This is a genomic window from Exiguobacterium sp. H66 (assembly GCF_018618705.1).
Taxonomy (GTDB): Bacteria; Bacillota; Bacilli; order Exiguobacteriales; family Exiguobacteriaceae; genus Exiguobacterium_A; species Exiguobacterium_A oxidotolerans.
This window is the reverse complement of sequence record NZ_JACSMQ010000003.1, coordinates 105,556-124,980: the sequence shown is the minus strand read 5'-3', so window position 1 is coordinate 124,980 and position 19,425 is coordinate 105,556. Positions and strand designations below refer to the sequence as shown.

General features: G+C 46.9%; 24 protein-coding genes. 4 read left to right on the top strand and 20 right to left on the bottom strand.

Annotation, left to right across the window (positions count from 1 at the left end):
• Positions 1 to 53: 53 nt before the first annotated feature.
• Positions 54 to 614, bottom strand: coding sequence for a nucleotide exchange factor GrpE (grpE, locus tag KNP88_RS06625; RefSeq protein WP_029332899.1), 561 nt, complete (start codon positions 612 to 614; stop codon positions 54 to 56).
• Positions 615 to 638: 24 nt separating this feature from the next.
• Positions 639 to 1,676, bottom strand: coding sequence for a heat-inducible transcriptional repressor HrcA (hrcA, locus tag KNP88_RS06620; protein WP_029332898.1), 1,038 nt, complete (start codon positions 1,674 to 1,676; stop codon positions 639 to 641).
• A 77-nt stretch (positions 1,677 to 1,753) separates the two neighbouring features.
• Between hrcA and KNP88_RS06615 the strand changes: the two genes are divergently transcribed.
• Positions 1,754 to 1,933 (top strand): hypothetical protein, encoded by a 180-nt coding sequence (locus KNP88_RS06615; RefSeq protein ID WP_088836524.1) that lies wholly within the window; start codon positions 1,754 to 1,756, stop codon positions 1,931 to 1,933.
• 112 nt (positions 1,934 to 2,045) lie between these two features.
• Here the strand turns inward: KNP88_RS06615 and hemW are convergent, their stop codons facing one another.
• Entirely contained in the window at positions 2,046 to 3,191 is a 1,146-nt protein-coding gene (gene hemW, locus KNP88_RS06610) for a radical SAM family heme chaperone HemW (protein ID WP_214892967.1), read from the bottom strand.
• A 60-nt stretch (positions 3,192 to 3,251) separates the two neighbouring features.
• Positions 3,252 to 5,075 (bottom strand): translation elongation factor 4, encoded by a 1,824-nt coding sequence (lepA, locus tag KNP88_RS06605; RefSeq protein WP_214892963.1) that lies wholly within the window; start codon positions 5,073 to 5,075, stop codon positions 3,252 to 3,254.
• A 233-nt stretch (positions 5,076 to 5,308) separates the two neighbouring features.
• Here lepA and rpsT point away from each other — a divergent pair, with 233 nt between their 5' ends.
• Complete coding sequence (gene rpsT / locus KNP88_RS06600) at positions 5,309 to 5,569, top strand: 30S ribosomal protein S20 (RefSeq protein WP_014969761.1); 261 nt, start codon at positions 5,309 to 5,311, stop codon at positions 5,567 to 5,569.
• A 135-nt stretch (positions 5,570 to 5,704) separates the two neighbouring features.
• Here rpsT and KNP88_RS06595 read toward each other — a convergent pair whose 3' ends face one another.
• Both KNP88_RS06595 and holA read right to left on the bottom strand, forming a co-directional pair.
• Positions 5,705 to 6,142, bottom strand: coding sequence for a GNAT family N-acetyltransferase (locus tag KNP88_RS06595; protein WP_088836521.1), 438 nt, complete (start codon positions 6,140 to 6,142; stop codon positions 5,705 to 5,707).
• A 15-nt stretch (positions 6,143 to 6,157) separates the two neighbouring features.
• Positions 6,158 to 7,159 carry a DNA polymerase III subunit delta gene (holA, locus tag KNP88_RS06590; RefSeq protein WP_029332893.1) on the bottom strand — a complete coding sequence of 334 codons (1,002 nt, stop codon included), beginning with the start codon at positions 7,157 to 7,159 and terminating at the stop codon, positions 6,158 to 6,160.
• Between the two features lie 100 nt (positions 7,160 to 7,259).
• On the opposite strand from holA, the gene KNP88_RS06585 reads away from it, so the two are divergent.
• The gene (locus tag KNP88_RS06585) at positions 7,260 to 7,421 is read left to right on the top strand and encodes a YqzM family protein (RefSeq protein WP_029332892.1); all 162 of its coding nucleotides are present in this window, start codon (positions 7,260 to 7,262) and stop codon (positions 7,419 to 7,421) included.
• A gap of 35 nt (positions 7,422 to 7,456) precedes the next feature.
• On the opposite strand, the gene KNP88_RS06580 is transcribed toward KNP88_RS06585, so the two are convergent.
• From KNP88_RS06580 to KNP88_RS06515, 14 genes are all read right to left on the bottom strand, one after another.
• A complete protein-coding gene (locus KNP88_RS06580) occupies positions 7,457 to 9,619 on the bottom strand; it encodes a DNA internalization-related competence protein ComEC/Rec2 (protein ID WP_214807468.1) in 2,163 nt (720 codons plus the stop codon).
• The gene (locus KNP88_RS06575; RefSeq protein WP_214765462.1) at positions 9,619 to 10,233 is read right to left on the bottom strand and encodes a helix-hairpin-helix domain-containing protein; all 615 of its coding nucleotides are present in this window, start codon (positions 10,231 to 10,233) and stop codon (positions 9,619 to 9,621) included. The genes KNP88_RS06580 and KNP88_RS06575 overlap by 1 nt, the downstream gene beginning before the upstream one ends.
• Before the next feature lie 191 nt (positions 10,234 to 10,424).
• Entirely contained in the window at positions 10,425 to 11,153 is a 729-nt protein-coding gene (locus KNP88_RS06570) for a class I SAM-dependent DNA methyltransferase (RefSeq protein WP_214892961.1), read from the bottom strand.
• Complete coding sequence (gene rsfS, locus KNP88_RS06565) at positions 11,153 to 11,500, bottom strand: ribosome silencing factor (RefSeq protein ID WP_029332888.1); 348 nt, start codon at positions 11,498 to 11,500, stop codon at positions 11,153 to 11,155. Before rsfS ends, KNP88_RS06570 begins: the two co-directional genes overlap by 1 nt.
• A complete protein-coding gene (gene yqeK, locus KNP88_RS06560; protein WP_214892958.1) occupies positions 11,497 to 12,072 on the bottom strand; it encodes a bis(5'-nucleosyl)-tetraphosphatase (symmetrical) YqeK in 576 nt (191 codons plus the stop codon). The genes rsfS and yqeK overlap by 4 nt, the downstream gene beginning before the upstream one ends.
• Positions 12,062 to 12,631 (bottom strand): nicotinate-nucleotide adenylyltransferase, encoded by a 570-nt coding sequence (locus tag KNP88_RS06555; RefSeq protein WP_088836514.1) that lies wholly within the window; start codon positions 12,629 to 12,631, stop codon positions 12,062 to 12,064. Before KNP88_RS06555 ends, yqeK begins: the two co-directional genes overlap by 11 nt.
• A complete protein-coding gene (gene yhbY, locus KNP88_RS06550) occupies positions 12,628 to 12,921 on the bottom strand; it encodes a ribosome assembly RNA-binding protein YhbY (protein ID WP_088836513.1) in 294 nt (97 codons plus the stop codon). Before yhbY ends, KNP88_RS06555 begins: the two co-directional genes overlap by 4 nt.
• A gap of 1 nt (position 12,922) precedes the next feature.
• A complete protein-coding gene (aroE, locus tag KNP88_RS06545; protein WP_214765469.1) occupies positions 12,923 to 13,708 on the bottom strand; it encodes a shikimate dehydrogenase in 786 nt (261 codons plus the stop codon).
• Positions 13,708 to 14,817, bottom strand: coding sequence for a ribosome biogenesis GTPase YqeH (gene yqeH / locus KNP88_RS06540; RefSeq protein ID WP_029332883.1), 1,110 nt, complete (start codon positions 14,815 to 14,817; stop codon positions 13,708 to 13,710). The genes aroE and yqeH overlap by 1 nt, the downstream gene beginning before the upstream one ends.
• 141 nt (positions 14,818 to 14,958) lie before the next feature.
• Positions 14,959 to 15,543, bottom strand: a complete 585-nt coding sequence (locus KNP88_RS06535) for a YqeG family HAD IIIA-type phosphatase (RefSeq protein ID WP_088836511.1) — start codon at positions 15,541 to 15,543, stop codon at positions 14,959 to 14,961.
• A gap of 143 nt (positions 15,544 to 15,686) precedes the next feature.
• Positions 15,687 to 16,466, bottom strand: coding sequence for a phosphatidylserine decarboxylase (locus tag KNP88_RS06530; protein WP_214845804.1), 780 nt, complete (start codon positions 16,464 to 16,466; stop codon positions 15,687 to 15,689).
• A complete protein-coding gene (locus tag KNP88_RS06525) occupies positions 16,459 to 16,950 on the bottom strand; it encodes a thioredoxin family protein (RefSeq protein WP_214892956.1) in 492 nt (163 codons plus the stop codon). Before KNP88_RS06525 ends, KNP88_RS06530 begins: the two co-directional genes overlap by 8 nt.
• Before the next feature lie 13 nt (positions 16,951 to 16,963).
• Positions 16,964 to 18,097, bottom strand: a complete 1,134-nt coding sequence (gene iadA, locus KNP88_RS06520; protein WP_214892954.1) for a beta-aspartyl-peptidase — start codon at positions 18,095 to 18,097, stop codon at positions 16,964 to 16,966.
• A 69-nt stretch (positions 18,098 to 18,166) separates the two neighbouring features.
• The gene (locus KNP88_RS06515; protein WP_012369663.1) at positions 18,167 to 18,361 is read right to left on the bottom strand and encodes a YjzD family protein; all 195 of its coding nucleotides are present in this window, start codon (positions 18,359 to 18,361) and stop codon (positions 18,167 to 18,169) included.
• Between the two features lie 196 nt (positions 18,362 to 18,557).
• Here KNP88_RS06515 and KNP88_RS06510 point away from each other — a divergent pair, with 196 nt between their 5' ends.
• On the top strand, positions 18,558 to 19,367 hold the full coding sequence (locus KNP88_RS06510; RefSeq protein ID WP_214892952.1) for a Cof-type HAD-IIB family hydrolase: 810 nt from the start codon (positions 18,558 to 18,560) through the stop codon (positions 19,365 to 19,367).
• Positions 19,368 to 19,425 lie beyond the last annotated feature (58 nt).

Below are 19,425 nucleotides of genomic sequence, written 5' to 3'. Positions count from 1 at the left end.
GATAAATTCCTCACCTTCGATTAGTTAATTGTTGTGTTTCGGATGATTCGAGATTACTCTGCGACTTTGACCATGCTTGGACGAATCACGCGGTCATGTAACTTATACCCTTTTTGGAATTCAGCCGTTACGATGCCCGACTCGAATTCGTCACTTGCTTCCTGAACGACTGCCTGATGCAGATTCGGGTCAAAAGCTTCGCCGACCGCTGGAATTTCAACGACACCTTCGTTTTGAAGGGTTTCGGCTAACTGACGCTTGACCATTTCGACACCCGCTAAGACTGACTTTGTTTCTTCGTTGTCAGACTCAATCTGGAGTGCGCGATCAAGGTTATCGACGAGTGGGAGTAACTTCTCGACGATTGATTGTGATGAATACTTCGCACGATTTTCCGCTTCAATCCGGTTACGGCGCTTGAAGTTATCAAAATCGGCACGCAACCGTAATTCTGATGCTTTTGCTTCTGCAAGTTGTGCTTCAAAATTCGGTGTCGCTTCTTCTTCGACGAGGTCCGCTTGCACGAGTTCCTCTTCTGTTACTTCAACTGTTTCTGCTTGTTGCTCGGTTGTTTCTTCATTACTGAGGTTTTGATTCTGCTCTTTTTCTTCCACTCTGAATCGAGCCCCTTTCTATATTCAATCCAAGCTGTTCTTACGCAGCTCGGTTTGGAATGCTTGCAAAAGATGAATGATCGAATTGATGCCTCGATTATAATCCATCCGTTTTGGACCAATCAGCGCAAGTGTCCCGAGCGAAACGCCATCAACGGAGTAATGGGCACGGATCACGCTACAATCCTTCAGGGCATCGACATTGTTTTCACTTCCGATTGTAATCAAGATTTGATTATCGAGATTCGGACTCAAGAAATCAAACAATGCTTCCTGCTGTTCAATCAATTCTAAGACAGGTCTTAGTTTGGCGACGTCTTGAAATTCCGGTTGGTCGAACATGTTTGCTTTCCCACCCAGATAAATCAAGGGACGCTCATCCTGTTGATCCATCAAAACGATATCGAGTGCTTTCGAAAGTAACGACGTCTGCTCCGAATGTTCGGAACGAAAACGTCTGATTTCTTCCAGCAAACGAATACGAAGATTGCTCAGTGGTGTTCCTCGTAACGTCTTATTCAGACGTTCCATCAGTCGACTCGCTGCCTCACGTGAGAGAGCTTCCGCTAACTGAAGTGTCTTATGCTCAACATGACCTGTCTCCGTTACGAGAACGATTACGACGCGTCCTTCTGCTAACGGGATTAATTCTAAATGGTGGAGCCGTTGTCCTTCTTCTTTAGGACCTAATACAAGTGTCGTGTAATGCGTCAATTCGCTCAACAAGTCCGCCGTATGTCTGATCAAGCGATCATTTTCATTCACGGAATGGGCAAATAATGATTTTAATGCTTTTGCCTCTTGCGGTGAGATGCTTTCCGGACGAATCAGATGATCGACATAAAATCGATATCCAAGCTCAGATGGAATTCGTCCCGCAGAAGTATGCGGTTTTTCAATCAATCCCATCTCTTCGAGGTCCGCCATCTCATTTCGAATGGTCGCGGAACTGAACGTCACGTCGTCTCGTTTCGAGAGCGTCCGTGAGCCGACGGGTTGAGCGGTTTTGATATAATCATCGACGATTGCACGCAAAATCAACAATTGACGATCCGTCAGCACCTTCTTCACCACCTTATTTTGTTAGCACTCACTTTTAACGAGTGCTAATTACATCTTTACTATAAGGAATAGTGGAAATGATGTCAACAGATTTGCTGAACCCTTTGAACAGTTTCCCATTATACGATACAGTGAAACAAATGATGAAAAGGATGATCAAGATGCTTGAGATGTTTGCGATGGCCGGTGTGTTCGTTTGGTTGTTCATTGCCATCATCGGAACGACTGCTTATTTCGCAAGAAAATCTAAAAAATAGACGCGTACGAGGAAAATAACGAGAAAAGACGCTTTTATCTCCCAATAGCACGTTGTCTGTACGCAAAAAACCAATCCCGCTACTGTGGATTGGTTTTTTTGTCGTCCTGAAATCATTCAACTTCCGCTTCACCGATAAACTCGGCGAATACTTCATTCGCAAGCGGGACACCCGCCTCCGTTAATCGTAAGTGTGTGTTCGTCCGTTCGACTAATCCGCGCGGCAACAACTTCGTGATTGTTTTACCAAAAGCAGCATCTAACGCTATACCATACTTTTGCTCAAAGTGTTCGATTGACACCCCTTGCTTCATCCGAAGTCCGAGGAACATCTCTTCTTCCATTCGCTCGACACGTGCCAACGGTGTCTCGTTGCGGACCGGTAAACCTTCCGCCTTGATGTAATGCGGAATCGGTGCGATGTTCGCGCGACGCGTTTGATCGATGTAACTGTGCGAGCCTGCACCGAAACCGTAATACTCATCATTTTCCCAGTAGACCCGGTTATGCCGACTTTCTTTCCCCGGTAACGAAAAGTTCGAGATTTCGTATTGCTTCAAACCACCGGCTTCAATCGTCTCAATCATCAAACGATACATCTCTGCTTCAAGATCTTGTGTCGGTAACGGGAGTTTTCCTTTTCGTTCTTGAATCGCGAACACGGTGTGCGGTTCCAAAATTAACGAGTACGACGAAATATGGGTAATTGGTAAGCGAAGGGCGCGCTCGACATCGTATTTAACTTGCTCAAGCGTTTGATTCGGTAAGCCGAACATCAAATCGACGGAAATGTTATCAAACCGTTTAGCCGCTTCGTCAAGCGTCTCTGCGACTTTCGCTTCCCGGTGCGTCCGACCGATCCGTTCAAGCAATCCGTCGTCAAACGACTGGACACCGAAACTGACACGGTTGACACCACCCGCTTTCATGATATCGAGTTTTTCAGGCGAGACGCCGTCCGGATTCGACTCGACCGTATATTCAAGCGTCTCATCCGTCAGCGGCAAGAGGTGTTTACTGATGATGTCCATCAGACGTTGCATCTGTTGTTCATTTAACGCAGTCGGTGTTCCGCCACCAATGAAAATCGTTTCGAGTCGATCGGTCGGGTATTGTTGTAGTGTCAGTTCGATTTCACGTTCTAACGCATCTAAATATTCCGCAACCGGTTGATTTTTTAAAAATACTTTATTGAAATCACAGTAGTAACAGATATGTTCACAAAACGGAATGTGGACATATGCGGCGCGTGGAGTCATTTCGCCTCATCCTTTCTATATAAACAAGAAAAAGGGTGCGTTAGACGCCCCCTTTTGACTTTAATCTTCATCCATCGACAGAACCGACATGAAGGCTTCTTGAGGTACCTCTACCGAGCCTACCATCTTCATACGCTTCTTACCTTCTTTTTGCTTCTCGAGCAATTTACGTTTCCGTGAGATATCCCCACCATAACATTTTGCGAGAACGTTTTTCCGAAGGGCTTTAATCGTCGAACGCGCAACGATTTTTGTCCCGACCGCAGCTTGAATCGGCACTTCGAATTGCATCCGTGGAATCAATTCTTTTAATTTATCAACGATGACTTTCCCACGTTCGTACGCGAAATCACGGTGAACGATGAAACTCAGGGCATCGACGTTTTCGTTATTCAATAAGATATCCATCTTCACAAGGCGTGATTGTTGGTAGCCAATCAATTCATAATCCAGTGAAGCATATCCTTTTGTACTCGATTTTAATTGATCGAAGAAATCATAAACGATTTCCGAAAGCGGTAACTCATACGTGATTTTAACACGTGTCGTATCGATGTATTCCATGTCGATGAACGTCCCGCGTTTCTTTTGACAAAGCTCCATAATCGCCCCGACATAGTCGTTCGGCGTCATGACAGCTGCCTTGACGAAAGGTTCTTCGATGAACTCGACCTTTTGCTGGTCTGGCATCTTCGACGGGTTGTCGACATGCAAGACTTCGCCGGACGTCGTCGTCACGTTGTAGATAACCGACGGTGCTGTCGTGATCATATCGATGTTGAACTCACGTTCGATTCGCTCTTGAATGATTTCCATGTGCAACATACCTAGGAATCCACAGCGGAAACCGAATCCAAGTGCTTGCGATGTCTCCGGCTCGAACTCGAGTGCCGCATCACTTAACTGGAGACGCTCAAGTGCTTCACGTAAATCATTGTAACGGGCGGCGTCGATTGGGTAGAGTCCACAATACACCATCGGATTCATTTTCCGGTAACCCGGTAACGCTTCGATTGCCGGTTGTTTCGCGAGTGTAATCGTATCCCCTACTCGGACGTCTCCAACGGTCTTAATCGACGCTGACAATGTACCAACATCTCCGACCGTTAATTCTTGTTGACGGAGTGGTTTTGGTGTCGAAACGGCAAGTTCTAAGACTTCGAAATCTTTACCGGTCGACATCATGCGAATTTTATCACCGACTTTGACCGTTCCGTTGACGATTCGGATTGATGCGACAACGCCACGGTACGGATCATAGAACGAATCAAAGATTAACGCTTCGAGCGGTGCCGATGGATCACCGGTTGGTGCAGGCACTTTTTCGACGATTTGTTCAAGAATCTCTTCAATTCCGATTCCTGCTTTTGCTGACGTCGGAACCGCTTCAGATGCATCGAGTCCGATGACATCTTCGATTTCTTGACGAACACGTTCGACATCCGCCGATGGCAAGTCAATTTTATTGATGATCGGTAAAATTTCAAGATCGTTATCTAACGCCAAGTAGACGTTCGCGAGTGTCTGTGCTTCAATCCCTTGCGCCGCATCGACGACGAGAACAGCACCTTCACACGCTGCGAGTGAACGCGAAACTTCATAAGTAAAGTCGACGTGTCCAGGTGTGTCGATCAGATGGAGGATATATTCCTCACCATCTTTTGCTGTATACTTCAATTGGACGGCATTCAACTTGATCGTGATTCCACGTTCCCGCTCGAGATCCATGGCATCAAGCGTTTGGTCTTTCATTTCACGTGACGTCAAAGCGCCTGTTCTTTCTAGAATACGGTCAGCGAGCGTCGATTTCCCGTGGTCGATATGGGCGATAATCGAGAAGTTCCGAATGCTCTTCTGCCGTTTTAAACGGTCTGCATTATTCATGTTTATAGTCACCTTACCTTATATTCAAACGTACATACGCTTCATTATAACAAAAATCAGACGAGCTGTACCATCCCGTTTTGTTTTACCGAAAAACAAAAATCCAAAGAAACCCTAGAGCTGTTATTGCTTTTAAGAAAAACGTTTGCTACAATTGTGTTTGTTCTGTTGAACGATAAATGCAGATATGCGAATATAAATCTCGAATGAGTTTTCTTGGAGGTGAATCATCCATGGCTAACATTAAATCAGCAATCAAGCGTGTTAAAACAGCTGAAAAACGCCGCGTCGCTAACGTACAACGTAAATCGTCAATGCGTTCAGCTATCAAAGCAGTCGAAACTTTCGCTACTGAAGGTAACAAAGAGCAAGCGCTCGTAGCTTTCAACACAGCGTCTAAGAAAATCGACAAAGCTGCTGCTAAAGGTCTTATCCACAGCAACAAAGCTGGTCGTGACAAATCACGTCTCGCTAAACTCGTAAACGCACTTTAATTCTTTCCGAAGAATACGGTGATCGATCGCCACTAGGGGCTTCCCCGGTGGCGATTTTTTTGTGCTTAAAAAAGAGACCGACTCCAAAAGAATGCTTCCTTTCGAGTCAGTCTCAGTTGATTTGAATACTTCGTTTCAATACGTCAATCGATCGACCATCACGTGATGCGGACCAATTCCTTCGATTTCAAATTGCTCACTCGCAATCTTCATTCCAAATCGTTCGTAAAACGGAACTGCGACCAGCCGGGCATTACACCACCAACCAGTAGCTTGCCGTTCCTTTAAGATTCGTCGTGCTTCTTCAAGCAATGCAATCCCGTATCCTTCACCACGTACATCCGGACTCGTCGCCATTCCCCGCAATTGATATGTCAATTCGGGTGCCGTATCATATGACCGTTTTGCAAATGAGCCGATTGCGACAATTTTACCGTCCTTGACGCCTCCAAGGTGAAACGTATCTGTCGCCAAGTCGTCCGGATACGTGCACGCTTCAATCGGTTGATGCGGACGTAAGACGCCATGACGAAGTGGAATCACTTCTGTTGCTTGAATCATTCGAATTTCCATTAGTTCGTCAGCTCCTCACAAAGTCGCTAGTCGGACGATTAGTGAATCAAACAATATTCGCTTATCACCACGCCCAGTCTTCATCCCTTCATCAGTCGTCGTGATGGCGATTAACGCTTGTTCGAGTTGGGCGAACGTAAATCGTTTCCCGGACTGCAATGCTAATTTAATCGCATATGGATGCGCCCCGACCTTTGAAGCAATTTGTCGTTCACCATAACCTTGTTCCGCCAGACGCTTAGACAGTAACATCATTCGGTACTGACGTGCCATCAAACCGAGCAGCGCTAATATTTCCTGACCTTGCTTTTCTAAGTCACGAATCAGGCGAATCGCAGGCTCAAGTTGACGTTTCATTAAGTAATCCGTCAATTGAAAGACATTGTCTTCAAGTGTCCGCGGTACTAACAAATCAACATCCGCCAATTCAATCGTCGGATGATCGCCTGCATAAAGCATCAGCTTATCGAGCTCATGCGCTAGCGTTCCCCACATTTCTCCTGTCAAAAAGATTAACCGTTCAATTGCCGGTCGCTCCATCCGGTATCCTTTGTCATTAACAGTATCCATCGTAAAGCGGAATAATTCTTCCGGAGTCGGCTTTTTTGCTTCGAGGACCGTCGCACGATCTTTCAACCGCTTGACGATTTTTTTTCGTTCATCCAGTTTCTCCGCTTCGACAATTAAAACGACGACTGCATAATCTGCCGGTTGTAAGACATATTCCGCTAATCGATCAACGTTATGCGTTTTTTTATCTTTCGCGCCCGTCAGAAAAGTCGCTGGTTTTGCAACCACGACACGGTAATCACTTAAAAAAGGAACTGTTTCCGCCTCATCTAACACGGCATCGAGAGGCTGATCGTTTAAATCGATCTTCATGTAGTCAAATCGTTCGCCATCTGGTAATGCCGCCTTCACGATTTCACGTTCCCACTCCTCTAAAAGATGACGCTCCGTCCCATATAATAAATAAAGGTTAGCCAACTTTCCGTTGACAAGCCAAGGTGTTTTCATCATTCCCACCACATTTCACAGTTTGTTCTTAACTTCATCATAGATAATCCTCTTTTATTCCGCTATACTAGAAGCGGAATCTATTAAGGGGGAATGCAGCATGGCACATTCAGTACGCCCACCAAGTGAAAATGCGTTTGAAAACGATATTCAATCAAAACGTAATGACGCGCTTGACTCAGCCGTCGGTTTTGGCGCTTCATTTGGTTTCTTCGCCGTTTTATTCATCATTGGCGTTTTAATCAAATTCTTAAGTCTATAATCACTAAAACAGCAACCTTGGGGGGTTGCTGTTTTTTATTTTATCATAGCTTCACAGCCTGCTGAAGAACAAGTTATCATCCCGTCCCTGTCCGTCCGCCAAATCGTCCGCTGATTTCCGATGCGATCTAACACTTCTTCATGCGGGTGACCATAACGATTATTCCGTCCCGCGGAGATGATGACTGTTTCTGGATTCGTTTGTTGCAACAAGTCGAGTCCCGTCGACGTCTTCGAGCCATGATGACCCGCTTTCAAAATATCGATTGGTCCAAGGTTCCAACCTTCTTCTTGTTCAATGCTCGCGTCACCCGTCAACAAAACCCGTTTTCCTGCAACGTCCGCAAGCAACACGATGGAACGGTCATTCTCCTCTGCTTCTGATTCGTCAGGTGCAACAACAGTAAGCCAAGGTCGTATCTCTCGCCCTGCCTTGACGAACTCCACTTTGGTCCCTGTCGCTTCAATCTGCTCCAGCAAACGATGCCGCTTTTCATCCTGATTATCGTATCTTCCGAAATAAATCGTATCGACACGAATTTTCTTTAATAACCCGATGACACCTCCAATATGATCATTGTCAGCATGAGTCAAGATGAGTCCGTCGATTACTGTCTCCGCGCGCGTATGAAGAAAAGGCGCAACGATTTGACTACCAGGGTCGAACGGACGTAACGTGGGACGTTGTGATAACGTAAACGCCCCGCCTGTGTCGATGACGAACGTTTCTCCATCCTTCTCGATTACCGTACTATCGCCTTGACCGACGTCGAGAAATGTCACCTGTTCTTCCGTCCTTAAATCCATCGATACACTTCCAAGAAGGAGAGCACAGACGGGAAGAAGATGCCCCCACCACTTTTGTTCCGCTACATACCATCCGATTAAGACGACGACTATAACGAGCAAAAAGAGTGGTAACGACAATAAGTGGACAGCAACGGTCGGAACAGGTAACTGCTCCGCTTGCGCGAGGGCAAGATCAAGTACACCAACTGCTCGCTCGTGGAGCGTCATGAATGTATCCGTGACTGGGAAAAACAAGAGTAAGCCTACTAGAAAGGAAAGCGGAAGGATGATCCATTCGATCCAGGCTCCAATGACGAGGTTCAACAGAGGCGACCATGGCGAAACTTCCGTTTGTTCCGCCATTTGCAAGACTAGGCTCGTTAAGATTTGCGCCCAGACACTAATTAACAACCAGTTCCAAGGACGTTTTACTTTTTGCCAGATCTTGCGCGACAATAATAAAAAAATCGTTAGTCCGACAGTCAACTGAAAGCCGATATCATAAAGACTCGTATAAGAATAGGCGAGTTGCGCTGCTGCAACATAGGCAACCACGAGGAGCGGGTCTGTCCGTCGTCCGAGACGCTGATAGAGCATCAAGATGAACGCGACGCAGACTGCACGCGTGACCGGCGCACTCCATTCCGTCAGCCAACCATATAACGGTAATAAGACAAGGACGAATTCCGCTCTTCGTTCACGCGTCAATCGGCACTTTTTCAAAATCCATAATATCGTAAAAATCAAAAAGGCGATATGTGAACCTGAAATGACGATTGCGTGTAACAATCCAAACTTCTTGAAGCGATCAAGCGTCAACTGATCCATCAATCGGTCCTCACCTAGCACGAGCGCTTCGATATACAAGGCTTGTTTCGCCGGAAGTCGTTCAATCCGGTCCATCCATGCTTGGCGCATCCTGCGTCCCTGCGCGTCAAATCCAGGTGTATCGGTACACGATCCCCATTCTTTCACTTCGAATTTTCCTGCTAATCGTTCTGTACGCATCCAGCGCGCCTCGTCAAAGCCGCCACGATTGACACGGGGTAAAACCATTTTTTCCGTCAGTTCGACTTGACATCGTCTTCCAATTCGCTCGTAATCGAGATCCTGATGTTCATCTAGCGTCGCCGAAACGATCAACTCCTGTTGATTCGCAGTCGCCAGGTACCGAATCCGATCTCCATTTTGCTTCGCGTCCAAAATATCAATTGTCTGAATCGGTGTCGTATCAACGAAATCTTGTCCGTACACGATGAGCACTACGACCAACAGACTCATCAAGACAAGGCGTGTCGAAGTAAAAGACCAGCTTTTAATGGTCAAAACGAGACAAATCACACCTACGAGCCAAAGTGACTCTTTGATTGCGATCAATACAATCATGAAAAATAACGGGAATAACGGCATCAGTAAACAATCAAATAGGCTCTCAATGTTTCAAGCGTCTTGTCACCAAATCCCTTAACCTCTCCTAAGTCTTCATAACGCGCGAACCCGCCCTTTTCTTCACGATAGGCTAAAATCGCGTTCGCTTTAGCTGGACCGATTCCAGGGATTTCAAGTAACTGTTGCTCCGTCGCAGCATTCAAGTCGAGCAGACCAGTCGGCACATCTGCTTGTGGCACTTCTTCTTTCGGTTGTGTAAGTTTCACTTTTTCTTTTGTCGGAACAATGACTTCCTGACCGTCAATCAACCGTGCCGCGAGATTCATTTCTGTCACATCAGCAGCTTGTGTCAACTCCGCACGAACGACTGCGTCTTTAATCCGGTCGCCTAACTTAAAGGAATAGGGTCCCGGTCGCTTGACTGCCCCTTTCACATCAACCATGATTTTTTTGTTTAAGAGGGTCTGCTCCGTGGACCCTTGATCTTCTGCTTTGGCGTCTTGCTCATGCTTAACGATTGCTGGTTTGTCGACGAGCGCTTCTTTCGAACACGATGGTAACGGGACGAACAGTACGATTATCAGTAACACGACAACAACAACACTCGCGATTTGTTGAATCCGGGGAATAGTCATCGGTCTCCCTCCTCTTGCCTCGACTTTACCAGGCTCGAGTCGTCACGTAGCTTTGAGTAATTCGTTTTTCTCGTGGTGTTAACTGACAAATCAATTCCTCAAGAAATCTTTTTCATGTAAATCGTGTATTTTTCTTTAACATACAGCACAAAAAACCGCTGCGAAAGTTTCCTTTTGCAACGGTCCATCCATTATATTTTTTCAGCTACAAAGAAAATTCGTTCGGCCGTCGGTGTTGGTGCATCACTCGTGAAATCACCTGTTACGGCGAGCGTCCGGAATCCTGCTTCACGAAGCCACGTCACGTATTGTTCCGGCGGATACGTCCGTTGATGATGTGTCTCGTCAACACGGTCGTAACGTCCATCTTCGTCTTCGATGAAGAACGTCAATTCGTGGACGACGGACAGTGGTGCTTCTCCGGGATCGGCAAACCAAATATAAGAACTTTGTTCGGCGTGTGTCGCATATGTTTTCCCGTTAAAGAGTGTTTCCATCTTATGCGGGGAATGCACATCAAACAACAACTTCCCGCCTTCTTTTAACGTCCGTGCCGCATGTTCGAACGTCTGTTGCACATCCGCTTCTGTCTTCAGGTAGTTGAGCGAGTCACACAAAATCGTCAGCGCATCGACTGGAGCAGGCAATTCGATTTCGCGCATGTCTTGACACCAAAAATCGATTTTTTGCTGTTGTCCCATCGCTTTTTCTTGTGCAATTTCAAGCATCTCTTCCGATAGATCGATACCTGTCACGCGGTAATGCTCAGCGAGTAACAACGTCGCCGTTCCTGTCCCACAACCGACGTCAGCAATCGTACTGTTTGCTTCGACGTATTGCGATACCCAGGCGACCCATTCGTCGTAGGGAACATCTTGCATCAACTCGTCATAGACGTATGCAAACTGTTCGTACGCCATCAGTCGATCTCGACTTCTACTTTAGGTGCGTCTGACCAGAGTTTTTCAAGGTTGTAGTAGTCACGGTCATCACGGTGGAAGACATGCACAACAACATTTTCAAGATCGGCGAGTACCCAACGCGCTGCGTCAAGTCCTTCGAGACGTTTGATCGGAAGTTCATTTTTATGCGCAACTTCTTTCACTTCACGTGCGATCGCTTGAACTTGCTTTTCTGATCCACCTTCACAAATCACGAAATAATCTGCGATTGGTGAGATGTTTTTCATATCTAAAACGATGATATCTTCTGCCCGTTTATCATCAATTGCATTTACGATTAATTTTAATTCTTGTTCGACTGTCATAGGACTGTCCCCTTTCGTTTAGCCGTGACGAACGCATTATACGTTTCAATCGTCAACGGAAAAATCACTGTTTGTTTGTTACATAAAAATTGGATGGTATGCGCAAGCGTCGCGATGACGGCGTCCGTTAAATCGACGTCTGCAATTTCACGTAATGTTTCAACGCCTGGATACGTACGATTCGGCTCAATCGCATCGGCGACGAAAATCACTTGATCGAGCAATGGCATATCCGGAGCACCGGTCGTATGATTCGCGATCGCTTGGTAAATCACCGTATCTTTGACGCCAAGTTCACGTTTGACGAGTTCTGCGCCGATTGGCGCGTGCAAGAGCTCATCGTCATAATCGAGCAACTCGAGCTGTCCGAGTTCGCGAGCGAGCGTCCGCATTTCTTCGGTGTCCCGATACTTCGCATAATCGTGCAGCATCGCAGCGAACGCTGCCGTCTCCTCGTCGACACCGTTTCGCCGCGCGAGTTGACGAGCTGTTTCAACAACTCCAAGCGTATGCACATAACGCTTATGCGGGAGTGTTCGTTTAATGATATCGTCTGCTTCTTCAAGTAACATACAATTCCCACTCCTCGATTAGTTGTCGGACAGCTTCAGGAACAAGGTAACGGATACTTTTACCGCGGGCGACACGTTTTCGAATGTCCGTCGAAGACACTTCAAGCGACGGTAAGTCGACTGCTGTCACCTGCGCACCTGCCGGAATCAAATAACGACTGCCTGGACGTGCGACCGCTCCGAATTGAACTGCCTCAAACAGGCGGTCTGCTTGATACCATGTATCAAGGCTCGCAAGCGAGTCTGCCCCGAGTAGAAACACGAACTCGTCTGTCGGATACCGTTTTTTCAATTCGAGAACCGTCTCAAGCGTATACGATTTTTCCTGACGCTCGAACTCAATCGTCGAGACGGAAAACGCATCGTTTGCCTGGACAGCGGCTTCAACGAGCTTCAACCGTTGCGCAGCACTCGTCACGTTCGCCGCTTTATGCGGAGGGACGTTCGCAGGTAAAAACCAAACCGCATCAAGATGCAGTTGTTCCTTTGCTTGTTCCGCTATCAATAAATGACCGATGTGGGGCGGGTCAAACGTTCCGCCCATCAAACCAATCTTCATCGTGGTAATTGTAACGTTTTATTCTCTTTCGATTCTTTGTAGAGAACAACAACTTTACCGATGACTTGAACGAGTTCAGCATTTGTTCCGTCGACGAGTTCAGCCGCTACGTCTTTTGGTGTGTCGGCACAGTTCTGCAAAACTTGGACTTTCAATAATTCACGTTTTTCGAGTGCATCGATCAAATCCGCACACATCGCTTCTCCAACGCCATTTTTCCCTACTTGGAAAATCGGGCTTAAATCATGTGCTGTCGCACGTAAAAATCGTTTTTGTTTACCTGTTAACATATCAATATTCCTCCAATTGCTTTCGAATCACCTGCTCACCAAGCGTAAGATCAGGTGCATGACCGGTGAAGCGTTCAAATGCTTCAGCCGCTTGTAAAACGAACATCGGGACGCCGTCTAGTGTCGCGAGTCCTCGAGCCGAGGCATCACGTAGTAGTTGCGTCGGAGTCGGTCGATAAATAATATCACAAATCAGTGCCGTCGTCTCGGTCAATACGATTGGTGTTGCTTCGATGCGTGGCATCATACCGACCGATGTCGTATTGATGATTGTGTCATACGGCGTTAAATCTGGTGACTCCGACCAGTCGATTGCCTGCGCCTGAAATTCAGCGGCAAGCGCGCGCGCGCGTTGATTCGTCCGGTTCATGAGTGTGACAGTCCCGTCGAGCGCTGCGACGATTCCTCGCGCCGCCCCGCCCGCGCCAATCACAAGAATGTTTTCTGACGATTGTCTTGCGGACAAGGCACGAACGAATCCCGTCCCGTCCGTATTCGCACCGACCAGTTCCGTCCCGTCAAAATAGACCGTATTGACCGCCCCTGCTTTTTCAGCAGAAGGCTCGAGTCGATCAAGAAACGGGATGATTGCCGTCTTATAGGGAATCGTGACGTTAATCCCGTCGAGCTCGCGCATCCGTAATTGCCGGACGACCTGCTCTAAATCGTCTGCTTCGACATCTATCATACTATAACAGCCGAAAAGCCCAGCCGCTTCCAGCCATGCCTCGTGCAGCACGGGTGAAAGTGAATGGGCAATCGGATGACCGATGACAGCGAAACGCATCAGACGAGCGCCTCACGTAAGGAAACAGCAACACCTTTAGGCGCGTAGGCAGCTACTCGTCCACCTTTTCCGTGAACTGCAACCCAACCGAGTCCACTGAAGACGATATCTGTTTTCATGTTGTCACGTAAGCTGAACTCATGACGGACGAGCGGTGGTAACATCTCAAGCGTTTTTTCATTCGGAGGCGATAATAACTCTCCATTATGATTTGCATAAAGATCGTCCGCCTTATCTAACTTCGTCCGGTGAACCTTGAGTTCATTTGACATATAGATGACGAATGAACGTTTGTTCCCTTCCATGTAGTCAAGGCGTGCTAAACCACCAAAGAATAACGTTTGTTGCGGGTGGATTTGGAAGACTTGTGGTTTGATTTCTTTTTTCGGCGTAATCAATTTCAAGTCGCGCGCATCGACATAGTGCGCCATCTGATGATGATTGATGATTCCTGGCGTGTCGTACAGGTTACAGTTGTCATCTAGCGGAATGTCGATCAAATCGAGTGTCGTTCCTGGGAAGTGACTGACGGTGATGACGGCCTCTTCTTCTTCACCAAAACGTTTAATGACTTGGTTGATGAGCGTTGATTTCCCGACGTTCGTACAGCCGACGACGTAAACGTCGCGCCCTTTACGATAGTAGTCAATCTTCTCGGCTAATTCATCGACGCCATGCCCTTTTTTCGCACTAATCAAGTGAACATCTACCGGACGTAAGCCCAGTTCCTTCGATGTTTGGCGCATCCAGTTCATCAAACGATTCGGATTAAGTGATTTCGGCAACAAATCTGCCTTATTCCCGACAAGCAGGACATCATTTTTTCCGACGAAGCGGTGTAATCCTGGTAACCAACTTCCGTTGAAATCAAAAATATCAACGATTTTAACGACGAGTGCATCTTTTTGACCGATTCCGTCTAAAATTTTGACAAAATCATCGTCCGTCAATGCAACGTCTTGAATTTGGTTGTAGTGTTTCAGTTTAAAACAACGTTGGCAAATGACCATTTCACGGTCAAGTGCAGATTTAGGCGCATAACCTGGTGCTTTCGGATCCTCTGTTTGAATCTCGACACCACAGCCGGCGCAATGAATTTCTTCGTTCATATGTGTGTTGAGCCGCATCGGGAACTTTCCCTTCTCTATTCAACGTAGCACCCTGCACGCTACTCCAAGAGCGTAACTTCCGACCTATTGCCGTACATGTTGCGACTACTGCCTATCCTTTCATCTACCGGTATGACAGGGTCATTGTTGCTTATCTTGACGCAGTGACTCGATCTGCCGCTTTTCCGTTTCAGACTCTTCTTTGACACGTTGCGTCAATTTATAGATGCCTTTACGTTTCATGCGACGGAAGACGAGACGTTCCATCAAGCGATTGAATTTAGTGACGACACCGTCTGTTTTAACGACGGGTTGGACGTGAATGACTTCGATGCCTACGGAATTTGCTCCTAGCACATCAGTAAACAGCTGATCCCCAAGAAATACAACTTCTTTTGCATGGTAACCGAATTCCGTTAATGCTCGTTTGAAACCGATTGGTAATGGTTTTCGGGCAGGTGCAATATAGTGAAGTCCGAGTGGATCCGCGAACTTTTTGACACGATCGCCGTTATTATTCGAGACGATGATGACGTCAAATCCGTATTGATTATTCACCATATCCAGCCATGACACCAATTCGTCTGGAGCATCGGCAATATCCCATGCAACAAGCGTGTTATCAAGATCCGTCAAAATTGCTTTGACACCGTTTCGTTTTAACATCTCTAAATCGATATCATAAATGGATGCGACGAAATGTTTCGGATAAAGTCGTTTGAACAAGAATAAAACCTCCAGATAATGGTCTAGCTCTATAGTTAAGTTTAAGAAACAGTTATGTTCTTATCGTTCGATTATAGCACAATCAATGGCGTAGAGCGATGCACAAAAGAAAACGCCCTTTCACTTTAAGGGCGCTTTTGCTTTCATGAATTCCAAATACCAAGTGCTTGTCCCATCAAGACAGGACCAGTTACATCACCTTCTAAATCAAGCGCACCTTTTGGAGCAATTAAAACGACCGTCGAACCGAATGAAAAATACCCGAACTCGTCGCCACGACGAATGTCACGTGCATGATTCGTCTGGACGATCGTGTTGACGTTCAACGCTCCGACCATGACGTGTTCAAGCGCATGTGCACCTTGGACGATTCGCGTCACCCGTCGATAGTTTCGTGTCAGCGGTCGCGTTCCGTAAGCCAATCCAAGATCATTGACCGGTGCAGAATCCCGCCCGAGCGTATAACTCGTCCGAACTGTCCCATCGATTGGAACATGAACGCGATGATAATTTTGTGGGCTGAGATAAAAAATCAGGACACGGCCACCAACGTACGTTGCCGCTTCATGGTGTGAACCAATCAATTCCGCGACTGAATACGTTTGTCCTTTGACCGTGAAGCGACTCTCTTCCGTCAAGTCGTCGACGACAGATAAAACACCGTCGCACGGACTGACGAATGCGTGCTCAGCTTGCGTAATCGGTCGGACTTCTTCTTTTAAGTGACGGACGAACAACTCATGTAGAGTCGGGTACGCGTCGACCGGCTGACTCGCTTCGTCCATTTGTAAATCATACAGCTTAATAAACGGTTTGATGAAAGGCCGGCTCAATTCGCTCATCGCAAAGCGCCGCAATTGACGTGCGACGAACGGGCGTCCATTTAATTCGAATAGATTTTTAAAAAACCATTTTTTAATCATTTAAATCACCCGATGATTCTTCTTTTGAATCCTCAATATCCTTACCTGCGAAAAATTCCTTGTAGCTATCTTCTGTCTGTTCACCTGCGACACGGCTTACTTCTTTCCCATCTTTGAAGTGGACGACAGTTGGTGTTCCTTCGATACCGAATGTATCCCACGCCGACTGTTCGACAGCAAGATCAATTTGTTCAAACGGAATATCCTGTTGCTCGCCGAGCGGTACTAAGTACGGTTTTACTTTTTCACAGTGGACGCACCCTGTCTGATAGAAGTACGTATAGAATTCGTCACCTGACTTTAATTTTTCAGCGACTTGACTCGCTGTTAGATTTCCATCTTTCGTTGCTGAATCTTCATTATCCATGAAGAGTAGCAATGTTGCTCCCAGTATGACGATCAATACGATGACGCCGGCCGTTATCCAATTCGCTTTTGATTGCGACTTTTTCGACGGCTTCACGCGCGTAGACTTTTTCGACAAATCGATCCCTCCATCATTTTGGCATAAACCATTTTTTCTGAATCATTATAGCATGACCACCTGCTAGAATCGTATCGATTTCAAAAGCGTCACTAATCAGTAACAGGTCGGCACGTTCACCCGGTTTGATTGTCCCTCCAGAAATCCCGTAAGCTTCGGCAACGTTTCGTGTGACCGTCTGAATGGCGTCCGTAAACGCTACCCCATGACGAACCGCTTCCTCGACCGCTTGCAACATCGAGGTCGGCTTTCCTGATTCCATTCGTAGAAGTTTACCTGCCGCATCGAACGCCGGCAGACTCGCACCGGCGTCACTCGACATCGTGATCTGCCGTAAGGGAACCCCTGCTTCAAGTGCCCGTTTCAGCGCAAGTCCAGCCGGCACCTCGCCTTCTTCGATGAAGGCTTTTGTCGTACAGGTCGTAAAATCAATCCGTCCCCCTTGTTTCGCCCAAGCAAGACCGGCTCCAAAAATCCGTTCACTTCTATTGATATGTGTCGGTAAAAATTGTTCGATCGGTACATCCGACGTCCGGACGACTTCTTCGAGGAGATGTAACGCTTGTTTCCCGTCTCCAATATGGACGTTCATCGTTCCATTGACCCCTTTGACCATCCCGGCGATGCGCGCCTCAGCTGTGAGTCGCGTCAGCTCCTGAACAGTCGGTTGAGTCGAACGATGATCATTGATCGCAATCTCGCCGAGTCCGATGACTTCATTGATAAGGACGATATCACGACCAATCGTATCCGTAATCGAAACGGGCGGGACAGCGTAGCTGCCCGTTAACAGAAAAGGTCGAATTCCGTGTCGTGCAAACCCGCGGACGTGTGCCAGTAAATCAATCCCGGTCCGGGTCCAACCATCCGTGCCAAGTAATCCGACGACCGTCGTCACACCACCCGTCAAGAAATCACTAGCGACTAACGGAGCCGTCCGAGAAGCAAATCCGCCTTCCCCACCTCCGCCAATCGGATGAACATGACCATCGATCAATCCTGGAACGAGTCGCTTCCCCGTACCGTCAATCGTTTGTTCAAGCAAATCCTGATCGATATTATATGTCCCGATTCCTAGAATCGTTCCACCTCCGACAAGTACATCCGTCGGGATCTCGTTAACAAGTGCTTGTTTAATTAAAATCAAGCCTCTTCCCCCTCACTATAAACGATAAAAAGCGAGCATATCGCCCCGTGACGATACCTCGCTTTCAAGTTATTCTGCCTTTGTCCCTTGACCAAGACCAAGATCTTCGTTGACTGCATCAAGTGCGAAGACAACAAGTGACGTCACGACTGACATCGCTGTCGCAAATCCAAAGTTATACGTAACTGCATCGACCGCTGATACGATGAACACAGCTGTGTTCACGAGTAAGAACGACCAAAAGAATGTAACGAGAAAACGCATTCTTTCCCCTCCATTTCCATAGCTTACTTTTATTAGTCCTACGTCTCGTAGTATATCATTTTTTAAATCATCCGACAGCTTTAATCGGATTTTTTTAAGCGTTTTCCTTTTTGCTCAAAACAGTCACTTCCCTGTTTTCTACCGGTCCATATGCTAAAGTAATGAGGAAAGAATCTAAAGCGAAGTTGGTGAATGTATGAAACGTCATCTTATTGCCGTCGACCTCGACGGTACACTCTTAAAAGACGACAAGACAATCAGTCCTGCAAATATTACCGCACTGCACAAAGCGCGTGAAAATGGTCATGAAGTCGTCATCGCGACAGGTCGTCCGTTTCGCCACGCGAAACGCTACTATGAAGAACTTGGTTTAACGACACCAATCGTTAATTTCAACGGAGGTTTCGTTCATCATCCGAATGATCCCCACTTTCAAGTCAGTCATCATCCGATCCCACTAAAGACCGTCCAGCATATTCTCGAATCCGTTGCTGATACGAAAACACAAAACATCGTCTGTGAAGTGACCGATCATGTCTATTTCCAACGTGATCCGGTCGGGATTTACGAATTTTATACAGACCATGCCTTGTCCGTGACGACTGGTGATTTGCGGAGGCTGCTCCAACATGAACCGACCTCGCTGTTGATTCATGCCAAGGGTGAACACGTTAACGAAATCCGGTCAGAGCTGTCGCATGTTCATGCCGAGACCGTCTTGAACCGTCAGTGGATCAAGCCCGAGTATATGGTCGAAGTCATGCGTAAAGGAACGAGCAAAGCGATTGGTCTTGAGCAAATCGCACGACATCTCGGAATTGAACAGAAACAAATCGTTGCCTTTGGTGACGAAGAAAACGATTTAGAAATGATTGAGTATGCGGGGCACGGTGTTGCGATGGGCAATGCGATCGGACCACTCAAATTACTTGCGAACGGGACGACAAAACGAAATGAAGACGATGGCATCGCCTATTACTTGAAGCATGTCCTCGGACTCGCCTGATGATAAAAAAACGCATCTCCTTGACCGACAAATGTCGTTACTCAAGAAGATGCGTTTT